Source organism: Motilimonas cestriensis (assembly GCF_021295315.1).
GTDB classification, from domain to species: Bacteria; Pseudomonadota; Gammaproteobacteria; order Enterobacterales; family CBDFNC01; genus Motilimonas; species Motilimonas cestriensis.
In genome coordinates, this window is sequence record NZ_JAIMJA010000010.1 from 109,426 (window position 1) to 130,359 (window position 20,934).

Here is a 20,934-nt window from a genome sequence, read left to right on the forward strand (position 1 = left end):
ATTTGGTAAGGATGATATGATGAAACAGCACGCTACTTTAGGGTTTAATCTGATCGAATTAATGGTGACTATTGCCATCGTGATGATCCTTGCGTTAGTGGCAGTGCCTAGCTATCAAAGTACCATCGCGACCGAACGGTTTACCAGTGCAACTAACAATTTGTATAACGCATATCGCTTTAGCCGCAGTGAAGCGATTAAAACCGCCACCCCTATTCGATTAAAACCAATTAATAACGATTGGGCCAACGGCTGGCAGGTGCTCGACCCTAGCGATAAGGTGCTGCATGAAAGCGGCGCACCTCATTCAAGTGTCAAGGTCACAGGCAATGCAGTGAAAGTGCTCGGTACTGGCGCACTCAATAGCGCAGCGAGCTTTAGTATTAAAGATAAGACGTCAACGCGTTATATCTGTGTCCTTTCCAGTGGGCAAAGCCAACTGCAGTCGGGAGCGTGCAGCTAATGAAATTAACCGCGCAGCAACAGGGTTTCAGTTTGTTTGAAGTGTTGATTGCGACTGTCGTCGCTGTAACGGCGCTATTGGGTCTGGCTTTGTTAGAAATAAAAATGCTGCAATCAGCGCAATCCAGTTTTCAATACACAGTATCGACCATCCGCGCCAATAACTTAGTCGATAGCATTTGGCTTGATTTATGTAATGCGCAAACCAACCCTGCTCGCTACACCGAAATAGTCAATGGTTGGCAACAAGCCTTGCCGGCAGGATACAGTGTCACAAAAGATAAACCTGGCGCGAGTTTTGCGTTAAGTACGGCGATAGAGCTGACGTGGCAAGACAGTAAAATTGCAGAAGCTGATAACAATAAGCTCACTTTACTGGCCAACTTTCCTGACGTTTGCAATTAAGGCCATATGATGAAGAAAATGACGTCAATAGCAGGATTCACACTCATTGAGCTACTCATTGCGATGTTGCTCGGCTTAGTGCTGGTATTGGCCTGCAGCAGCGTCTATGGCTCATTAAAGAACACGTTAAATACCACTAAAAGCTTATCTGAAGCGCAAGAGTCACTGCGCGGCGCATTTAACTTAATATCGCGTAGCGTACGCCAAGGCGACAGCATAGGTATTAGTACCTTAAATAGCCAAGGCGAGCTACTGGTGACTTATCAAGACATTAATGCCGGCGACCAAGTATTAAGTTGTTTAGGAAACACAAGAAGTAATGGCACCAGTGATCGCTTTTATTATAACAAAGGCCTTTACTGCGATGATGGCATTGGCAATCAATTAATTGCCTTAAATGTCGAAAAATTTCAACTGCAAGCTGTCGGAACGGAAGGAGTTAACGTTTCGATAAAAGTAACAGGAATGCCCACGAATATGGGCACAAACGGACTGACCTTTACTGTAGCACTGCGGCAAAAAATACTGGCGCGGATCACCGCTCCGTAAGAAACGCTGGAGTAAACTATGAACTATACGTCTAAAGCCGAACAAGGCTATGTGCTTGTTACCGTTTTGATCGTCACCATTGTCGCAACCCTTGTGGCCTTTGGTGGCATTTCAGAAAACCGCCTACAAGAACAAATCGGCGGTAACCAGCAAAAAGAAATCAATGCCCGCATGATGGCGGAGAAAGGCATATTTGCCACTTTTTCTTACATTGAGCAACAAAATGAGTTGAATACTGATTTAGATACCATTGCGACAGGAATAAAAACCCTAAAAGATGTTAGCGCTGGGGTTGAGGGAAGCTATGAACTGCTCCCTGCTGACGTCAAGGTAAACGGTGCCATGCTGAGCTTTATCAGCAAAGGGACTTATCGCGGTGCAACGGCATATTTAAATGCGCAAATCAATGTTTCTTCAATGCAAAATATTTTCGAAAATGGCGTAGTTGGCTGCGATGGCATTGCACTCTCTGGTAGCGGCAAAATTGATAGTTATCACTCCGGTAAAGGCCAATATGGTGGCACTAATGTCGACACCAATGCCAGTGTTATGACCATTAATAGCAATGCGGATATCTCTCTTAAGGGTGATGCTCCCATCCATGGCAACATAAATGTTAATGGTGACTTTAGTAGCACTGGCTCTTCAGAGTTAATTGGTAATGTTAACGCTACCGGTGATATTACCGTCTCTGGCGGCGGTAACAATCGTTTAACGGGCGATTTTAGTGCCGGCGGCAACTTAGATGTCGAGGGACTCACTATTGGTGGCAATGGTAATATTGCAGGTGATATTAAGTATCATTCTGATACTGATATTCAAGGCAGCCTAACTTATGGCGGTAATGATTTAACCAAAGGCGATCTCTCATCCATCGCACAATCGGTTATCAAAGCCGATCCAAACTTACCCCCTTTTGACGCACCGGCTTGCGATCCTATTGATATTACAAGCAAAATGACGGGGTTTTCAGACTATACTAGTAATGGCGTGATGGATACTTCTGCTTGGCAAACTGAAAATCGCCCCTATCAATTTACCCAAAGCACTGCCGAAATGTTTCAAAAACAGGGCAATAGTGGTGAGGTAATAGAAAAAGCGGCACAAAACTTAGATGTCGAAGGTAACGGAACCCCCATTCCGGTCCATGTGTTTGATAGTTTATCCCTAAAAAATGGTCAAATAAGTGTAACGGGCGATGTTGTACTGGTGATAAAAGGCGATTTTAGTACCAGTGGCGGCGGCCCTAGAATTGATATTGCCGCGGGCAGCTCACTCACCCTTTATATTGAGGGAAAAGTTGATATCGGATCATCAGGGCAAGTTGTTGCCCATGGCAGTATTACTGACTCAGGCAAACCACCTTTCTCAATTTTTTCATCCTATGAGAGCAGCCGTGCCAATGATTATGGCGTCTCACTAGATGGTGCTACGGACATGTACGCCTCTGTTTATGCGCCACTTGCAAATGTTAAAGCCACTGGCTCTGGCGACATTCTAGGGGCCTTAAGAGGGAAAACAGTTGAAATCAGTGGTGATGGCGGCATGCATTATGATGAAGCACTGGCTGATGTTGGCGTAGAAACCAAAGACAAAAATGCGGCCTTTGCTGCTATGCGCTATTACTATCCCACCTACGAGTAACCATAGATTGCTGATGACGCTAGTTGCTTAGCGTCATCACTGCTCTCCCTTCCAGAGCCATTATTGGATCAATTTATAAAGGGTTGGCGCATCTAACACCGCTAGTCGGCTTTCATAATCTAACCCTTGGCTGACTATATATTCGGTCAATAGCTGTTTACTAATTTGTAATAGCTCTTGGCCATCCCATGCTTTTTCTAAATAATGATCAATGTGCGCCTGATTCACTGCTTTGATAGTATCGGCATGAGTGGCCAACCCAGTTAAGAGTATTTTTTTCACCTCTTTGAAGCGCGAGTCATCCGCGATCTCTGTCAGCAGTTGCACCCCAGTTTTAAGGGGCATCACATGATCGGATATCACCAATGCAATGTGCTCGCCGTCCGCGTCTAACTCATCCATTAATTCTTCACATTCAGCGGCAGACTCACATTCTTCAATATTAAAATAGTCTGCCAGTGGCGCTAAGTCTCGCACCACCGCAGAAAGCACTTCGCGTTGGTCATCAACACAAATAATGTTAATTGTTTCCATTATTCACCTCTATTGGCAAGAAGACACTAAAGCAGGTCAGTCCGGGCTGACTAACAACTTTTAACTCTCCTTGATAACTGCTAATAATTCGCTGTGAAATCGACAGCCCTAGGCCAAGACCAAAAGATAACCCACCTTTTTTGGTGGTCATGTCTGGCTGAAAGATAGACTGCATTAAGTTAGGCGCAATGCCTGGGCCATTGTCTTCTATCGACACCTGAACAAAGCCACCTGAAAGTTGCGTTTTAATTCTGATCAGTGGCGCAGGGTTAGGCTGACTTAAGAGTGCTTCATACGCATTTTTAATCAAATTAACCCACACCTGCACCCATTCCGCGTGACTGGCACACAATAAGGGCAACTGACCCGCTTGAATACGAATATCGACCGAGCGGCAATGACTGCTCATTAAGTCTAAGGCACAGTTAATGGTGTCATTAATATCAACACCATATTTACGTTCAGTATCATCCGCCCCTAATAAGCGGACCGATTTAATGATCCCCGTTGCATGGTTAACAGCTTGCTTTAACTCTTTAAAGTCTCGTCCAAGTTGCCAATAATCCGCATATTCATCTAAACGCTTTAAAAAACCTTTACCTAACGCAGTTACCTCATCAGGATGCGCAAATATGCGCGCCAGCGCTTTCCCCTGATCGCGCTCAACACCTAAGGCTTGTTCAAAAATTTTACCGCGCGATCGCACTAACTTACTATCAAGCCCTTGTTTACTATCAAGTCCGGCGCGAAAATAATGATGTTGAGTAGGAAAATATTGCTCAAAGTGCTGGTCCATAAAGCGCTCAAAATAAGCACTCTTACCGGAGATGGCCCCCAATGCATTATTAAGTTCGTGGGACAACCCTGACGCCAACTGACCGATGGTCGACATTTTTTCCGCTTGCATGGCACGTTGCTGCGCCAAATTGTGCTCCACTTGGGCATGCATCGCGAGAATTTGCCGTTGTGACAGCTCATTCACTATTACCGGCATAAATTGTTGCGCCAAAGGGCCAAACTCAGCTTCTTGTTTAACCTCAACTTGAGTGTCGATATAGGCAAGTACACAATCTTCACTCGCCACCACACGAAATCGGGCACAATATGAGCCCGAAAAATAACTGTGCACGCCAGTAAAAGACGGGGGATTGAAGTGATTTAATTCAAAAAACTCGCCATTTGGCTCGACTTGATAGTAAGCAGTCAGCTGCCCTGAGAGTAATAAAAACAGCTTTTCATTAACCTGCCCTTGTTCAAGCAACACCTCGCCTTGCTTAAGCCAAAGTTGCCGCTCGGGCTGATTAAAATAACAGCGCTGCAAGCGTGATATGGTCGCAGCAATCTCTGGTGAAGGGTCGCTGAACATGTTAAATAAACCCAATAACCGTTAATAAATAAACCATTGCAAATGTCATCAGCAGCCCTATAACACCAATACTGGCCCCCACTTTTGCCATCTGTTTAGTATTGATATGCCCTGAAGCGTGAGCCAAGGCATTAGGCGGTGTACTAATAGGTAAAGACATACCCAAGGAGGCAGCAAAGGTAACACATAAAATCAGCGCGACTTGGCCGCCATAGGGTAACAATGAATGCATAGATAACCCTAAAGCTGCCACAATCGGCATTAATAAGTTAGCCGTAGCGGTATGTGACATAAAGTTAGCCATTAACAAACACAGCACCGACGCCCCGCCAATGATCACCAAGGGCGAGAAATCACCAAATGGAATGGCCGCCACCGCATTGGCGGCTAAGCCGGTTTTTTCCAGCCCTAAACCAAGGGCGATACCACCAGAAACTAACCAAAGCACATCCCAAGAAATCTTTTTTAAATCCTCCTTGGTGATGATTTTAGTCACTGAAAACACCGCCACTGGGATCAGCGCTACCACATAAGCATTCATACCGTGAATGCCACCCATTAGCCAAAGCAAAATGGTTAAAGTGAAAGTGCAATAAACAATAATGGCTTGCGGCGTTTTGAGAAATCGCCCCTTGATCGTAAGCTCTATGTTGTCGGTATCAGCAGGGAATAGTCGGCTTAAAATAAACCACGACACAGCCAGTAAAACAATCACAAATGGCACACCAAATGCCATCCACTCACCAAAGGTGATCAGCTTATCGCCCACTAGGTATTTCAAGGCTATCGCATTGGGCGGTGTGCCAATGGGGGTACCGATGCCCCCCACGTTGGCGGCCACAGGAATGGCCAAGGCAAAGCCGACCTTGCCTAAGTCATCCTTAGCAAAAACAGCTAATACCGGTGTTAAAATGGCTAGCATCATTGCCGTGGTCGCGGTATTACTCATAAACATTGAAAATACGGCGGTAATCATCATGAGGCCTAACATCACGTATTTAGGCTGTTGGCCAAAGGGTTTCAGTAATACCCGCGCCAAGTTCACATCAAGCCGGTATTTAGTCGCCGCCATCGCTAGAAAAAAACCACCTAGAAACAACATAATGATTGGTGATGCAAAAGTGGCCATGATGTCTTTGTGGCTGAGCAGTATCCCTAGATCGGGTGATGCTTGCTGAGTAAACCACAGCCCTTTATCTGACACGAACAGCAGTTCAAGGACAATAATCAGCACTGATGTCGCGTAAATAGGAATAGGCTCCAATACCCAACACAAGGCAGCCAGCACAAATATCGCGATAATCCGCTGCTCAGCCAAGGTTATATTCTCAATAGGAAACCAACTAAGCGGCAGAGATAAAATTATCCCGGGAATAAGAATAGGAAATAAATACTTAAGATATTGTTTCATCGTTCCTTGATCCTGCCAAAGCAACTAATAAGTTGATTTAAAAGTAAGAGAGATACCCAAGCAACCTCAAGATACTTGTTCAGCGAGAATTTGTTTGGGTATAAATACTTTGGCAGTTCAGGGAAAAAATACTGTGAAACAGCGCAGACAACCCAAAATATGCAGTGGATTTAGATCAATGAAAAGTCGAATAGACTTAATTGCGCCCCGCCATCACTTGCTTGCTATTGTTCTTATCCGATTGGCCCGTTCATGGGGACTAACACATTGAAAATAAAGCAGGCGACTCATTACTTGGTTACTAATGGCCTATTATTCCCTTTGAATAACGCCCAACAAAATACCACCACACTTAATGCGCACCATAACCCGCCCCAAAGCCAAGTAAAACCAAAAAACTCTTCGGCTAACATAGCCGCATCTGAGCGCTGACTTGCGTTAATAATAGTGTCTTGGTAAACATCGAATGGTACATAGCAAAGACTGGCTAAGCCAATTAATTGCAGCAAGGTTTGCTGCCAAAACAAGCTGAGATAATAACGCGTCAGGCCAAGTACTAATGCTCCACCTAGGCTAAATAACAAGGTAAACATTGAACCAAAGAAAAACACACCAATTAACACAAAACATGCCACGAGTAACCAAAGCAAATTATTAACATGGCTAAAGCGGTATAAGAGTGCTCCACATAGAATCGATCCCAAATAGCCTGCCGATAAAATAAGAAATCGGCTTCCCCCTGCAGAAATAACATGTCCCGATTGATCCGCTGAAACGACAAAGCTAATCACTCGCCCGCCGGTGAGCCAAGTCATTAGAGCATGACTAAACTCGTGAAAATAGACCACCAAAATTTTAAGGGGCAACACCCAAATTGTGTTCCATGCTAAATACAAAACAATCACTAAGGTGAGTGTTAAAAGCGTCCGATAGTGATTCATGCTAAACCCCGAGATAATTTTATAATTTTGTGATTGTAAGTCTCGTTGTGTAGATTGAAAACTAGGCCTTCTTTCTGAGAGACTATAAGATGTCCAAGGATTTAAGGACGTGATTTACCGAATTATATCGGCACCTCGGAGAATATAAACACCTCATGGTTGAAAAAAGAAAGTTAACTGGATTACGCTCTAAGCTAATGTTGGCATTTTTAATGCTAAGTATTGTGCCGTTTTCGACAATCTCAATATTGTTCTTATATTCCTACTCAAAAGACCTCACCTTACAAACCACCAGTCATTTAGTGTCAGTTCGAGAAATCAAAAAAAGCCAAGTCAGGGACTATTTTAGGGAGCTAAAACAGCAAGCGAGCCTTTTTTCCCAATCCGACTTTGCCAAAGCCTCTATCGGCCGGTTTTATGGCTTTAGTGCCGCTTTTGAACGCTTAGGCCCAACCATAGAAAGCTCTCGGGTGACAGCGCAACAGTTATACGAACCGGGTGGTTGGGACAAATATAAAGTGCCTGAGCAAGCTAGCGAGGAACAAAGAAAATTTAAATCCATTGAACAAGGCGATGGCTTATACAAAAGAGTGCACCTTCGCTACCACAAAGAATATGCCAAATTAGTTCGAGAGTCTGACTTTTCGGATATTCTACTCGTCGATGAAACAGGTAACGTGGTTTATTCCGTTACCAAGCAAGCCAACTGGGGAACCAATTTAATCAGTGGTCAGTATAAAACCACCGCCCTAGCTGACACCTTTCAAAAGCTAAAAGTACAAATGGATCAGGTGAAAAACCCTTCCGAGCTGTATCACTTCTCTGATTTTTCCCTCAATCCCCTGACTAATGAGGTTGTTGCTTACCTCAGCTTGCCAATCATGCAGCACTCTTATGTCCGCGGCGTGATTATTTTTGAGATATCCAACAAAGGCCTAAATGCCTTGATGAGCGATCGCGAAGGGTTAGGTAAAACAGGTGAAACCTTTATTGTTGGGTCCGATAACAAACTCCGATCTGACCTGTCTTTAACACCTGAATATTCGGTGCTCAATAGTTTTACCAACAGCCAATATCAACTGTCTTCTTCACCTGTCTCTGATGCACTTAATGGTAAAAGCGGTGCCGGTCGATTTGGCAGTTACCGCCAGGAAGAAGTACTAGCGGCCTACACAAAAATAAATATTTTCGGCCAGTCATGGGCGCTGATCTCCGAAATATCCGTCGATGAAGCCTTTGCCCTCACTCGTCAACTAGAGAAACTGGTACTGTCATTTGCGTTTTTCTCCGTATTACTATTTGTGATGTTTTCACGTTGGCTATCTAACACCATTACCGCGCCCTTGTTAAACCTAACTTGGTCAGCAGAGCTGGTGGCGGCCGGAGACTTAGAAAAACCGATCCGAGGAGCTAACCCAGAAGGCGATGAAATTTGCCGATTAGCCCATAGCTTTGCCCACATGCAATATTCAGTGCGGGAAAAACTGCAACTGATTAACCAGCAAAAACAAGAGTTAGAAAGCCAAGTTGAATTGATCCAAAAACAAAACGAAGAGTTGCAACAGGCCGATAAACTAAAAGATGAGTTTCTCGCCAACACCTCTCATGAGCTGAGAACGCCGATCCACGGTATCGTCGGCATGGCAGAGTCCATGATTGCTGGTAGCGCAGGTGAACTCAGCGAGTCACAAAGGCAGCAGTTATCATTAATTATTCGCAGCAGTGAAGGCTTAGCGCGCTTAGTTAATGACTTACTTGATTACCATAAAATGCGTTACGGCCAACTGCCGATAAAAATGCAAGCGATTGATTTGAAATCCGTTATAAATCTGGTATTTGAATTATGTCACCATTTAACGGGTAATAAACCGCTGCGCTTGATCAACCAATGTCCAGATGATCTTCCGGTAGTGTATGCGGATGAGCTACGTCTTGAGCAAGTGCTCTATAATTTGATTGGTAACGCAATTAAGTACACCCCTGAAGGCAAGGTGGTACTCGGTGTCGAAGCCTATGAACACGAGCTACGCATTACTATCACCGATACCGGCATTGGCATGAATGAAGCTCAGTTAAAGCATATTTTTGAGCCTCTGGTACAAATTCGTAACAGCCGTAATCATGCTAAAGCAGGCTATGGTTTAGGTTTATCGGTCAGTAAACAATTAGTGAGCTTGATGCAAGGCGAGCTAACCGTCACCAGTAAACCTGATTTAGGTTCGGTGTTCAGTTTTACGCTGCCGATACACGAAAACCAAGATATTTCACCTTTAGTGGTGTCTGAAAACCCACAGCATCATTTATTGTTAGACGAGCCTGTTGATCTAAAAATAAATAACTTTGTTGAAAAAACAGTCAAACCATTGGAAGTATCTGATCAAGCGAACACTATTTTAGTGGTCGATGATGAAGTGATTAACTTACAGATCATGCAAAATCTGTTGAGCTTGCAGGGTTATCAGGTGTATTGCTGCCAAGATGGCCAAGAAGCCCTCGCGGTGCTCGACGTTGAACAGCCTGATTTATTGTTGGTTGACGTGATGATGCCAACCATGACGGGATTTGAACTTTGCCATAAGGTGCGAGAAAAATACGACCGCTTAACCCTACCAGTGATCTTTTTAACCGCTCTGAATCAACCTAAAGACTTATTAGAGGGCTTTGAAGCAGGTGCCAACGATTATTTAGTAAAACCATTTTGTAAAGATGAACTATATGCGCGTATTAATGCGCACATTCAAGCAAAATTAGCTAACGATCATCGCATTGAAAACACGCTGCTGAAGCAGGAAATTTCGCAACACATCGATACGCAACAAGGGTTACAAAACACCCAAACCAAACTATTAACGATGCTGGAGCAGGCAGACGAAGCCCTACTCGGTATTACCAGTGAGGGGATAATTGATTTTGTCAGTACCGGGGCCGAAAGCTTGTTTGAGCTAGAACGAGAACTGTTAATCAATACCCATATCGACAGGCTGTTGATGACGCCCTTTAAGGCACAACTTGAAGCCAATCATGATCCTGAAAGTGAAACCCAAGAATTTGAATTGGCATGTAAAAATGCTAATGGGCCATTTGCTGAAAAAGTGACTATTTCGCCGGCAACCTTTGGTCAAAAACGCGGTTGGAGCCTTATTTTTCATTGCATGCCAGAAAACAGCCAAAGCTTAACCGGGCGGCATAGTAATGAAAAAGTGCAAGCATTAACCAGTGCGATCACTTCTTTATCTAAGTATGTTTTAACGACCGATCAGCAATTGATTAACGAGCTGCGTGCGTTAGGGCCGGATTTTTCTTTATTAGCCGATAAGCTCAGTGTTGATAATGATGGCGATAGACTCCGTAACCAAATAGTTGAAACCATGAAAACCGCTCTTGAGCTATGGCAAGACTCGACTGGCGAAGGGAAAATAGAACTGGCCGAAAAAAGTAAGCTATGGCGTGTTTATTTAGACCGCAGCTCACTACAAACTCGCACCCTAGATAAGTACTTACAAATTGATACTCTGCCCAAATCACCGCGCTGGCGTACTGTATTGAGCACCGCGGAGTATGTACTATCACACTGTAAATTAAGTGACCCAGATCGCGAAAAACTTGAGCAAGCTAAAGTGGCGCTACGCACTCAAGTCAATAAATCGGAAAGCTAAAACCCCCTCGCTCCTGATCTCATCGCAAGCTAGGTGAGATCAGGATCACAACTTTGTTACCTATCAATATCGCTGCGTCTTCATCGATTCGACATTTCTATGTGATCACTCTCACAAACGTTTCACTATCGTGCAAAAAACCAACAAAAAAGAATTCTTTATTTGCAGCAAGAAAAAACCTATCTAGTTGTTTTTTATGAATTTACCTATAAAAAGTACGGGATTAACGTGAGTTGCTTCACGCTTAACGAAATCGACGACGAAAACATTTGCGTGTTGCCGCCGAAATTGGTGTTATATAGCTCGTTGGTGACAAACATTAATCGAGTCATTTGTTGATAAGACAATGGAACTCAAAAAACCAGCGGTTGGACAAGTGGAAGTCCAAAAGGACTAAAATTTGTTCGCTTCTCATATACAAGGAATGGAAAAGGAATTGTTATGCTTGCTAAGTTAACTAAGATTTCTACCGCAGTAGCAATGGGTGCTACTATGATCGCAGGAGCTATCTCTGCTCCAGCAATGGCTGCTGATAAAGCAACCCTAACACTAGTTTCTGAATTGAAGCCTGCTTGGGTTCGTAACTTCAACCCACTTACTGTAACTTCACGTCTTGCTACAACTAACCAGTTCATTTACGAGCCACTACTTATCGTAAACGAAATCAAAGGTGGTGCTGTTGAGTACCGTCTAGCAAACAAACACTACTTCTCTGACGACCTAAAAACTGTTTTCTTTGAACTGAAAAAAGACGTTAAATGGTCTGACGGTCAAGCATTCAACGCAGACGACGTAGTTTACTCTCTAGGTCTAGCAGCAGCTGGCGGCGCATTTGACGTTGCAGGTATCGGTTCTAAAATCGCTGGTGTTAAAAAAGTTGACGACTTTAAAGTTGCTGTTGAGCTTTCTGAAGTAAACACAGGTGTTGTTTCTGAAATCGTTCGCGCACCAATCGTTGCTGAGCACATCTTCTCTAAGCAAGCTGACCTAGCTACGTTTGCTAACGAAAACCCAGTAGGTACTGGTCCTTTCACTGAAGTTGATACTTTTACTCCACAGCTTTACGTTCAATGTCGTAACCCTAACTACTACGAGAACGATAAACTAGCTGTTGACTGTATCAAAATGCCACAGCTTGCTAACAACGATCAGCTACTTGCAGCTGCAATCAAAGGCGACCTAGATTGGACTTCAGCGTTCATTCCAGATATCGACCGTGTACTTGTTAGCCAAAACAAACATTACCACTACTGGTTCCCAGCAGCGGGTTCAGCATCTTTCATGCTTAACTTCAAAACGCCTAACAAAGACAATGCTAAAGCATTCAACGACGTAAACTTCCGTCGTGCATTCTCTATGGCTCTTGACCGTCAAGCTATCGTAGACATCGCTGGTTACGGTTACTGGTCAGTAAACGAATACCCAGATGCACTAGGTGACCAATTCAAAGCTTGGGCTAACCCAGATGTTTCTGCTAAGTACGGTAAGTACAGCAAGTTCAACATCGAAGGCGCTAAAGCACTGCTTAAAGAAGCTGGCTACAAAGATGTTGATGGCGACGGTTTCGTAGAAAACAAAGACGGTTCTAAGATTGAATTTAAAATCCTAGTACCAAATGGCTGGTCTGACTTCGTAAACACAGTACAAATCGGTGTTGAAGGTCTACAAGAAGTAGGTATCAACGCAAGTGTTTCTACTCCTGAGTTCTCTATCCTAAACGAAAAAGTTATGGCTGCTGACTTCGATGCTCAGTTCTCTAACTACTTCGCAGGTCCAGATCCATACATGTACTACAACACTGCTTTCCATTCAGAGCAAATGGACAAAGCACGTTTCGGTGGCCACCACAATGTTGATAAAGAGCTAGATAAACTTATCGATGGCTTCAACAAAACAGGCGACCAAGATGAGAAGCTAAAAATTGTTTACCAAATCCAAGAGAAAATTGGGTCTAACCAAACAACTATGGCTGCTATGAGCACGAACTACAATTACCAGTACAACACTAAGCGTTTCACTGGTTGGTTCAACGAAAGCAACCCGCAAGCACGTCCAGTAGTATGGCCTGATACGCCAGAGCGTCTACTTCACGTACTAAATCTTAAGCCAGTTAAATAATTAACTGACTAAGACATCAAGCCTCTCCCCCGGGAGGGGCTTTACTTTAACGTAAACCTTCTAATTCGACCTTTTTTACACTCGCGTATCCCCTTTTGGATACATACCTGGTAACAGCTAGAGTGGCCCGAATGGAAGCAAATAAATAGGTGTAGAGATATGGGATTTATATTAAGACGTCTCGTCTTTTACTTTGGTGCCTTTTTGGTAGCCGTTGTAATTAACTTTTTCTTACCGCGCATGATGCCCGGTGATCCAGTCGATGCGATGCTTGCACAAGGTGCAAGATTTACAGCAGAGCAAATCGCAAACTTGCGATTAACTTTTGGTGTCGACCAACCCCTTTATGAACAATTCTTTACTTACTTAGGTGATGTATTTACCCTTCAGCTAGGTAACTCAACGTTCTTCAGTAACATGCCTGTATCAGAAGTACTGGCTAACGCGTTTGGTTGGACCTTATTTTTAACAGGTACAGCGACTATTTTAGCGTTTATGTTCGGTGCAACCTTAGGTATTCTTGCTGCATGGTATCGTGGTGGTAAATTTGACAGCTTAGCTTCACCGCTGTCTTTAGTACTACAAGCAACCCCACAGCTGGTTTTTGGTATCGTAGTATTATTTTCTTTAGGTGTAACTTGGGACTTAATTCCTATCAGTTATGCTTACGATCCAGAGCTAACGCCTGACTACACTTCATGGGAATTCATCAAGAACGTACTTCACCATGCGGTAGGCCCTATCTTCTGTATCTTCATTGTACAGCTAGGTGGCTTCTTAGTGCCTATGCGTAATAACATGATCAACTTACTTAACGAAGACTACATCACCATGGGTAAGGCGAAAGGCCTATCAAATATCCGCGTGATGTTAAACTACGGTGCACGTAACGCTATCTTACCAAGTGTAACCGCCCTATCTATGGCATTAGGCTTTGTTGTCGGTGGCGCACTGGTTGTTGAGGTTATCTTCAACTACCAAGGTTTAGGTTCGGTGCTTTACAACGCCATTATCAACCGTGACTATCAACTCATCCAAGGTCAGTTACTTATCATGACAGTGTTCATGCTAGCGTTTAACTTCTTAGCCGATGTGTTGTATGTATTCTTAGATCCTCGTCTTCGTAAAGGTGGTAAATAATTATGGGTTTTATCAATCTTTTAACTCGTAACAAAAAGGCACTGTTTGGCCTTTGTATTGTCGGGTTCTTTATTCTAACTTCGATTTTTGCGCCGTTCATTACCGAATATAATGCGGCTAAACGCGTAACAGGCTCACACGTAGCCCCAAGCCAAGAACACGTTTTAGGCTCTACTCGTATGGGTCGTGACGTATTTGCGCAAACCTTATACGGCGGTCGCGTGTCACTGGCTGTTGGTTTTGGCGCAGGTATCATCGTAGTAGCAATGGCCGTTGCCATTGGTATTACAGCGGGTTATTTCGGTGGTATTATTGACGAAGTATTAAGCTCGCTAATGAACATCATGCTGGTTATCCCGCAGCTACCGCTATTGATGGTACTGGCCGCCTTTATTGGGGAGGTTAGTCCGATGGTTATCGCGATGATAATCGGTCTCACGTCCTGGGCGTGGGGGGCACGCGTTGTTCGCTCTCAAACCTTAGCGGTACGTGAAAAAGAGTTTGTAGTAGCCGCTCAAGTACTGGGTGAGCCTTCATGGCGCATCATCTTGATTGAAATTCTACCTAACTTAGTTTCAATCATCGGTGCAAGTTTCATTGGCTCGGTAATCTACGCCATCATGACCCAAGCTACACTTGAGTTCCTAGGCCTAGGTGACCCAACGTCTGTGACTTGGGGTACGCAGTTATTTAACATGCAAAAAACCTCAGCTATTCACATCGGTGCATACTGGGAAGTGTTTTCTCCAATTGTTGTAATCGCTTGTGTAGGTGCTGGTCTTGCCCTATTAAACTTCGCGGTTGATGAAATTGCTAACCCACAACTACGTTCGCACGTTGGTCTTAAACGTTGGAAGCAAATCACAGCACAAAAAGAAGCAGAAGCAGCACAAGAAGCAACAGCACAACAAGGAGCAGCATCATGAGCGTAAACCAAGCTAACGCATCTGTTCATGATAAAACAGATATTCAACTTTCTGTCCGTAACCTTTGTGTTGATTACATTACCAGTAATGGCGATGTACGTGCAGTAAGTAACGTTTCATTTGATATCGGTCGCGGTGAAGTTTTTGGCCTAGCGGGTGAGTCAGGTTGTGGTAAATCGACGGTTGCCTTCTCGGTATGTCGTTTACATAAGCCACCAGCGTTTATTTCAGCTGGTGAAATCATCTTTAACGGCAAAGATATCCTTAAGTTTGATGATGAACAGCTTCGTCAATACCGCTGGAAAGAATCAGCCATGGTATTCCAAAGTGCAATGAATAGCTTAAACCCTGTTCTAACACTGGAAGAGCAGTTCTGTGATGTGCTATTAGCTCACACTAACATGACGCGCCAAGAGTGTATTAAACGTGCAGGCCAGCTACTTGAAGTGGTTGACATTCATCCTAGCCGTTTATCAGACTACCCACACCAGTTCTCTGGTGGTATGCGTCAACGTCTTGTTATTGCGATTGCATTAGCACTTAACGCAAAACTGATCATCATGGATGAACCAACAACAGCACTTGATGTGGTGGTTCAGCGTGAAATTTTACAGAAAATCTATCAGTTAAAAGAAGAGTTTGGCTTCTCTATCCTCTTCATTACGCACGATATCAGCTTGATGGTCGAGTTCTGTGACCGCATTGGTATCATGTACGCTGGTGAGCTTGCAGAAGTGGCACCCGCGAAAAACATTTTAACTAAACCTAACCATCCTTACACTGAAGGTTTAGGTAATGCGTTCCCTCCTCTACACGGTGAGAAAAAACGCCTTGTTGGTATTCCAGGTACACCATTGAACCTGTTTGAAGTGCCAGTAGGCTGTCGTTTCCAAGCGCGTTGTCCGTACGTTAAAGACATCTGCCGTAAAGAGTACTGTACGTTAACTGAAGTTGCCCCGGGTGAGTTCTCAGCTTGTCATCTACATAAAGATGGCATCGTTGATATCATCGCGTTAGAAAAGCAACCGGTTCAGGGCTAGTAGGATTGAGAGAAGCATTATGAGCAATAATAATCCAATAATTGAAGTTAAAAATCTGGTTAAAGACTTTCCTATCAATGCTAATGCATTGAAGAAAAATCACATGCGCGCACTGAACGATGTTTCGTTCAACCTTTATAAAGGTCGCGCATTAGCCATCGTAGGTGAATCTGGCTCAGGTAAGTCAACCAGCGCTAAAATCATTGCGAAAATGTACAGCCGCACTGCAGGTATGGTGAAGTATCACGGCCGTGACATTGATGAATTCAATCACAAGCAATCGTTGATGGAATACCGTGAAAGCGTGCAAATGATTTTCCAAGACCCATTTGGCTCTTTGAACCCAACGCACACTATTTTCCATCATTTAGCACGCCCATTGTTGTTACATAAAAAAGTGACTAACAAAGCGGACCTACCTGGTCGAATTTATGAACTACTTGAGCGTGTGGGTTTAACACCTGCTAAAGAAACGGCTGAAAAGTTTCCGCATCAGCTTTCAGGCGGTCAACGCCAACGTGTGAACATTGCACGTAACTTAGCAGTTGAAGCTGAAATAATCCTAGCTGATGAGCCAACATCAATGCTTGACGTGTCAATCCGTCTAGGTGTTTTAAACCTAATGGAAGACATGAAAAATGATGGCATCTCAATGATGTACATCACTCACGATATTGCTACTGCACGTTACCTAGCAGAAGATATTGGTGTAATGTATGTTGGTCACTTAGTGGAATGGGGTGAAGTAGACGAAGTGCTGCAAAAGCCTGCGCACCCTTACACTCAGCTATTGATGTCTGCGGTACCAAACCCTGAAAAGAGTATCCATGACAACCTAGAAGGTGGTCGTAAAGGTGAAATTCCACTATGGACTCCAGAAAGTGTTGGTTGTCCATTCTCAGGTCGTTGTCTACAAGTAATGGATAAATGTAACCAAGCATTACCAGAGCCTAAAGAGATCGCGCCGAACCATTTCGTACGTTGTTTCTTACACGAGTAATAAGCAAGTTATAAGATTATAAAGGATCCTGCCATGCAGCTACTGACTAACCATATCGGTTATCAAGTTGGCGCAAATAAAGTGGCAGTTATCAAAGCAAAAGCCGGACTTGTTATGAGCCCGGCTTCTTTGATTTCATGCCAGGATAAAAGCGTATGTTTTACAACTGAAATAGTACCGCACGGATGCGTTGACCAGTGGAGTGACTGGTACTTCTACCAAATTGATTTTTCTGAATTTGATCAGCAAGGGGAATTTGAAATTGTCGTCGAAAGTGACGGACAAACGTTCACCTCACACTCCTTTAGCATTGCTGAAGAACTACTGCTGAATCGCACTTTGTCTGATAATTTGTTTTATTTCAAAGGCCAGCGCAGCTCTGGACACTTTGATAAAGCAGACCAAAGCTTACCCTTTTGGGGAGATGAGCAAAAAACGGCCGATGTTCGCGGCGGCTGGTTTGATGCAAGTGGCGACATGAGTAAATACTTAAGCCATTTATCCTACGCGAATTACCTCAATCCACAGCAAATTCCTATGGTGGCTTGGAACTTGATCCGCTGCCATCGAGAGTTGAGCGCATCAGATAATATTATCAAGGTAAACCTTAATAAACGCATTCTTGATGAAGCCTTGTTCGGCGCCGACTTCTTGATGCGCGTACTGGATCAAGACGGCTACTTTTACCTGACGATTTTTGATCAGTGGAGCAAAAACGTTAATAACCGCCATATCTGCGCCTATGAAACCCAACAAGGCATTAAAACGGATAAGTGGCAAGCTGCATTTCGTCAAGGTGGTGGAATAAGTATCGCAGCACTAGCGGCGGCTTCGCAGTTAGCGCCAGAGGGTGAGTTCACCCCCGCGCAATACCTAGCAGGGGCAGAGCAAGCTTATGCCCACCTATGCGAGAATAACCGAGCATATTGTGATAACGGCAAAGAAAACATCATCGATGAATACTGTGCCCTACTCGCAGCGGTTGAATTATTCAAAGCAACTGATAATGAAGCCTACTTAACTGAATCTCGCCGTTGGGCCAAGCGTTTACAAGCCCGGCAAATAAGCGACGAGCTAGTTTCTAATTGGTGGGCCGTAGAAGAAAACAGCGAACGCCCCTATTTTCATGCCGCAGAAGCTGGCTTGCCGGTGATCAGCCTGATTGAATATAGCAACATTGAGACTGATGCCGACTTACTTGCAAGTGTTATTGCAACTGTCAAAAAAGCAGTGCAGTTTGAACTTGATATCACGGCTGAAGTCATTAATCCGTTTGGTTATGGCCGCCAATACGTTAAAGCGGTAGATGAAGCCAGTAGACGTACGTCATTTTTTGTTGCGCAACAAAATGAATCCGGCTATTGGTGGCAAGGTGAAAATGCCCGTTTAAGCTCGCTGGCTGCCGCGGCAAAAATGAGTGCCAAATTGTTTAAAGATAGCGACCCTAAGCTAGCAGAAAATGTGCAAGCTTATGCTCAACAACAATTAAACTGGGTACTTGGTTTAAATCCATTTGATGCTTGTATGCTTTATGGCCATGGCCATAATAATCCTGAGTATGTAGCGGGTTACCCCAGTGCACCAGGTGGCATCTGTAATGGCATTACCTCAGGTTTTGATAATGAGAAAGACATTGCACTGGTGCCTGAAGCGCAAAAAGATGATTTCTTTCAAAACTGGCGTTGGGGTGAACAATGGATCCCTCATGCAGCTTGGTATATGTTAGCAATAACCCTTTTATAAACCATTATTTCCATCGTCCTCTACGGAGGACGGTTGACTTTATATCGGTATCTGAACCGACGTAAACGATACCCTTTATAATTTAATCTTGAGGCTTTCTTTTGGCTATCGTACTTGAAATCAATGAATTACGTAATGGTCACCATAATTATAATGCTGACTTCACTTTAACCAACCTAAGCCAAACCAGCTTAAAGGATTGGACCCTAAACCTATTCCTAGTAGGGTTAATAGATGCAACACAATTAAAAAACGTCGAACTAGTGCGACAAGATGGTAGTTTTATGGCATTTAAGCCAAGCCCAATGACTACCCTAGACCCGGGAGAAGTGTTTAATTTTACGATTCAAGCAGACAAGCTTGCGTTAAATAAAATGACCGATCTACCTTCTGGGATCTATATTTCGCAAGCTGATAGCCAGCAAGTATTACAAGTTGAGTTTGCTCCATTTATTCTGCCCCACGTTGAAGTGGCTGCGCGTCCTGAATTACATAAGGGTGAGCCAAAAGGGCTATCAATTATACCGCAACCTGAGCAAGTAGAATTGACTGGCGGTATAATTGAAAAACAGCCTCATGTTTGGTTCATCAACCAGCGCGATCTTGACAATGAAACACAAGTTTTCCTCTCTCAGCTAAGTCAGCACAGCTTAGGCGAAGAAAATAGCATCACAATAGACTGCCAATGGGTTGAAGGCTTAGCGCATGAAGCCTACGAGATGGTGATAGACAATGAAATTATCATTTCGGCAAGTGATAAAGTTGGCTTTAGCCACGCCCTAACAAGCTTGGCTCAGAGTTTGAACGCCAATATTCCATTGGCGCAAGGCACCGTCAAAGATCAACCTCGCTTTGGTTACCGTGGCTTTATGCTCGATTGCGTACGACACTTTCGCAGTGTGGATAAAATCAAGCAAGTCATCGATTTATTGGCTTACTACAAGTTCAATACCCTGCATTGGCACTTTACTGATGATGAAGCTTGGCGCATTGAAATAAAAGCATTTCCACAACTAACCGACAAAACAGCTTATCGCGGCCACGGCTTAGCCATTGAATCTCAATTTGGCAGTGGCTCAGAGCCTTATGGCGGTTTTTACAGTCAAGAGCAGGCCAAAGAAATCGTTGCCTATGCGGCTAAGCGGCACATCCAGGTGATCCCAGAAATCGATATTCCGGGCCATTCACGAGCCGCCATTAAAGCCTTACCTGAATTGTTAGTGGATCCTGATGATCGCTCACAATATTGCTCGGTGCAATTTTATACAGATAACGTACTCAACCCTGCCCTCGAAGGTACATATCACTTTATCGATCAAGTGATTGATGAATTGTGTGACATTTTCCCAGCCCCTTACCTACACGTTGGCGCAGATGAAGTACCAGAAGGCGTTTGGGAACACTCTGCTGCGTGTAAAAAAATGTTGGCAGATAATAACTACCAAGATTTGCGCGAGCTACAAGGTCACTTACTGCGTTATGCACAAGATAGGTTACGACAAAAAGGTAAAACCTTACTGGGTTGGGAAGAAGCCATTCACGGTGACAAACTGGAAAAAGACGCTGGCATTTACGCTTGGCGCAGCGTACAAAGCGGCATTACGGCGGCCAATGACGGTTACAAGGTGATTGCAACCCCAGCACAGCTTACTTACCTCGACATGGCTTACAACCGCTCTGAAGCAGAGCCCGGGACAACTTGGGCAACCGACTTAGAGCTTGAAGTAGCTTATGGCTATGAGCCGTTAAATGAGCACTTAAGTGAAGCAGGTAAAGAAAATATTATGGGGGTGCAATATGCTCTTTGGAGTGAATTTGTGCGCACCGACAGTCAATTTGATTACATGGTGTTCCCACGTTTATTAGCCGGCGCTGAAATAGCCTGGAGTCAACCAAAGCGTAAAGATTGGCACGACTTCCAAGCGCGTCTTAATTTCCATTTTGATTACCTCGATCATCTAGGAATTAAATACCGCCATTATAAATAGACTAAAAAAAG

General features: G+C 43.9%; 16 protein-coding genes. 12 read left to right on the plus strand and 4 right to left on the minus strand.

Translation table 11 applies throughout. The features are described from left to right. Positions 1-16 precede the first annotated feature (16 nt). From K6Y31_RS11430 to K6Y31_RS11445, 4 genes are read left to right on the plus strand one after another with little or no spacing between them, the layout of a single operon-like run. Complete coding sequence (locus tag K6Y31_RS11430; protein WP_233052905.1) at positions 17-463, plus strand: GspH/FimT family pseudopilin; 447 nt, start codon at positions 17-19, stop codon at positions 461-463. Then, positions 463-867 carry a type IV pilus modification PilV family protein gene (locus tag K6Y31_RS11435; RefSeq protein WP_233052906.1) on the plus strand — a complete coding sequence of 135 codons (405 nt, stop codon included), beginning with the start codon at positions 463-465 and terminating at the stop codon, positions 865-867. The genes K6Y31_RS11430 and K6Y31_RS11435 overlap by 1 nt, the downstream gene beginning before the upstream one ends. 6 nt (positions 868-873) lie before the next feature. Continuing rightward, positions 874-1,416, plus strand: coding sequence for a PilW family protein (locus tag K6Y31_RS11440; RefSeq protein WP_233052907.1), 543 nt, complete (start codon positions 874-876; stop codon positions 1,414-1,416). A gap of 18 nt (positions 1,417-1,434) precedes the next feature. Next, entirely contained in the window at positions 1,435-3,060 is a 1,626-nt protein-coding gene (locus tag K6Y31_RS11445) for a polymer-forming cytoskeletal protein (protein ID WP_233052908.1), read from the plus strand. Between the two features lie 60 nt (positions 3,061-3,120). On the opposite strand, the gene K6Y31_RS11450 is transcribed toward K6Y31_RS11445, so the two are convergent. From K6Y31_RS11450 to K6Y31_RS11465, 4 genes are all read right to left on the minus strand, one after another. Beyond that, on the minus strand, positions 3,121-3,594 hold the full coding sequence (locus K6Y31_RS11450; RefSeq protein WP_233052909.1) for a response regulator: 474 nt from the start codon (positions 3,592-3,594) through the stop codon (positions 3,121-3,123). Beyond that, on the minus strand, positions 3,581-4,960 hold the full coding sequence (locus K6Y31_RS11455) for an ATP-binding protein (RefSeq protein ID WP_233052910.1): 1,380 nt from the start codon (positions 4,958-4,960) through the stop codon (positions 3,581-3,583). Before K6Y31_RS11455 ends, K6Y31_RS11450 begins: the two co-directional genes overlap by 14 nt. A gap of 1 nt (position 4,961) precedes the next feature. After that, positions 4,962-6,371, minus strand: a complete 1,410-nt coding sequence (locus tag K6Y31_RS11460) for an SLC13 family permease (protein WP_233052911.1) — start codon at positions 6,369-6,371, stop codon at positions 4,962-4,964. A 290-nt stretch (positions 6,372-6,661) separates the two neighbouring features. Then, on the minus strand, positions 6,662-7,312 hold the full coding sequence (locus tag K6Y31_RS11465; protein WP_233052912.1) for a M50 family metallopeptidase: 651 nt from the start codon (positions 7,310-7,312) through the stop codon (positions 6,662-6,664). Positions 7,313-7,467: 155 nt separating this feature from the next. Here K6Y31_RS11465 and K6Y31_RS11470 point away from each other — a divergent pair, with 155 nt between their 5' ends. From K6Y31_RS11470 to K6Y31_RS11505, 8 genes are all read left to right on the plus strand, one after another. Further along, positions 7,468-10,968 carry a hybrid sensor histidine kinase/response regulator gene (locus tag K6Y31_RS11470; RefSeq protein WP_233052913.1) on the plus strand — a complete coding sequence of 1,167 codons (3,501 nt, stop codon included), beginning with the start codon at positions 7,468-7,470 and terminating at the stop codon, positions 10,966-10,968. Between the two features lie 441 nt (positions 10,969-11,409). Continuing rightward, positions 11,410-13,086, plus strand: a complete 1,677-nt coding sequence (locus K6Y31_RS11475) for an ABC transporter substrate-binding protein (protein ID WP_233052914.1) — start codon at positions 11,410-11,412, stop codon at positions 13,084-13,086. A 159-nt stretch (positions 13,087-13,245) separates the two neighbouring features. Continuing rightward, entirely contained in the window at positions 13,246-14,226 is a 981-nt protein-coding gene (locus tag K6Y31_RS11480; RefSeq protein WP_233052915.1) for an ABC transporter permease, read from the plus strand. A 2-nt stretch (positions 14,227-14,228) separates the two neighbouring features. Further along, positions 14,229-15,152, plus strand: a complete 924-nt coding sequence (locus tag K6Y31_RS11485) for an ABC transporter permease (RefSeq protein ID WP_233052916.1) — start codon at positions 14,229-14,231, stop codon at positions 15,150-15,152. Beyond that, positions 15,149-16,192 (plus strand): ABC transporter ATP-binding protein, encoded by a 1,044-nt coding sequence (locus K6Y31_RS11490; protein WP_233052917.1) that lies wholly within the window; start codon positions 15,149-15,151, stop codon positions 16,190-16,192. Before K6Y31_RS11485 ends, K6Y31_RS11490 begins: the two co-directional genes overlap by 4 nt. Before the next feature lie 19 nt (positions 16,193-16,211). Further along, on the plus strand, positions 16,212-17,192 hold the full coding sequence (locus K6Y31_RS11495) for an ABC transporter ATP-binding protein (protein WP_233052918.1): 981 nt from the start codon (positions 16,212-16,214) through the stop codon (positions 17,190-17,192). A 33-nt stretch (positions 17,193-17,225) separates the two neighbouring features. Beyond that, positions 17,226-18,935, plus strand: a complete 1,710-nt coding sequence (locus K6Y31_RS11500) for a glycoside hydrolase family 9 protein (protein WP_233052919.1) — start codon at positions 17,226-17,228, stop codon at positions 18,933-18,935. Between the two features lie 101 nt (positions 18,936-19,036). Further along, positions 19,037-20,923: a family 20 glycosylhydrolase gene (locus tag K6Y31_RS11505; protein ID WP_233052920.1), complete on the plus strand. Its 1,887-nt coding sequence runs from the start codon at positions 19,037-19,039 to the stop codon at positions 20,921-20,923. Positions 20,924-20,934: the final 11 nt, after the last annotated feature.

Bases quoted from the DNA above. Each gene is read 5' to 3' on its own strand.
- K6Y31_RS11430 (WP_233052905.1), top strand. From the start codon at position 17: ATGATGAAACAGCACGCTACTTTAGGGTTTAATCTGATCGAATTAATG.
- K6Y31_RS11435 (WP_233052906.1), top strand. From the start codon at position 463: ATGAAATTAACCGCGCAGCAACAGGGTTTCAGTTTGTTTGAAGTGTTG.
- K6Y31_RS11440 (WP_233052907.1), top strand. From the start codon at position 874: ATGATGAAGAAAATGACGTCAATAGCAGGATTCACACTCATTGAGCTA.
- K6Y31_RS11445 (WP_233052908.1), top strand. From the start codon at position 1,435: ATGAACTATACGTCTAAAGCCGAACAAGGCTATGTGCTTGTTACCGTT.
- K6Y31_RS11450 (WP_233052909.1), bottom strand. From the start codon at position 3,594: ATGGAAACAATTAACATTATTTGTGTTGATGACCAACGCGAAGTGCTT.
- K6Y31_RS11455 (WP_233052910.1), bottom strand. From the start codon at position 4,960: ATGTTCAGCGACCCTTCACCAGAGATTGCTGCGACCATATCACGCTTG.
- K6Y31_RS11460 (WP_233052911.1), bottom strand. From the start codon at position 6,371: ATGAAACAATATCTTAAGTATTTATTTCCTATTCTTATTCCCGGGATA.
- K6Y31_RS11465 (WP_233052912.1), bottom strand. From the start codon at position 7,312: ATGAATCACTATCGGACGCTTTTAACACTCACCTTAGTGATTGTTTTG.
- K6Y31_RS11470 (WP_233052913.1), top strand. From the start codon at position 7,468: ATGGTTGAAAAAAGAAAGTTAACTGGATTACGCTCTAAGCTAATGTTG.
- K6Y31_RS11475 (WP_233052914.1), top strand. From the start codon at position 11,410: ATGCTTGCTAAGTTAACTAAGATTTCTACCGCAGTAGCAATGGGTGCT.
- K6Y31_RS11480 (WP_233052915.1), top strand. From the start codon at position 13,246: ATGGGATTTATATTAAGACGTCTCGTCTTTTACTTTGGTGCCTTTTTG.
- K6Y31_RS11485 (WP_233052916.1), top strand. From the start codon at position 14,229: ATGGGTTTTATCAATCTTTTAACTCGTAACAAAAAGGCACTGTTTGGC.
- K6Y31_RS11490 (WP_233052917.1), top strand. From the start codon at position 15,149: ATGAGCGTAAACCAAGCTAACGCATCTGTTCATGATAAAACAGATATT.
- K6Y31_RS11495 (WP_233052918.1), top strand. From the start codon at position 16,212: ATGAGCAATAATAATCCAATAATTGAAGTTAAAAATCTGGTTAAAGAC.
- K6Y31_RS11500 (WP_233052919.1), top strand. From the start codon at position 17,226: ATGCAGCTACTGACTAACCATATCGGTTATCAAGTTGGCGCAAATAAA.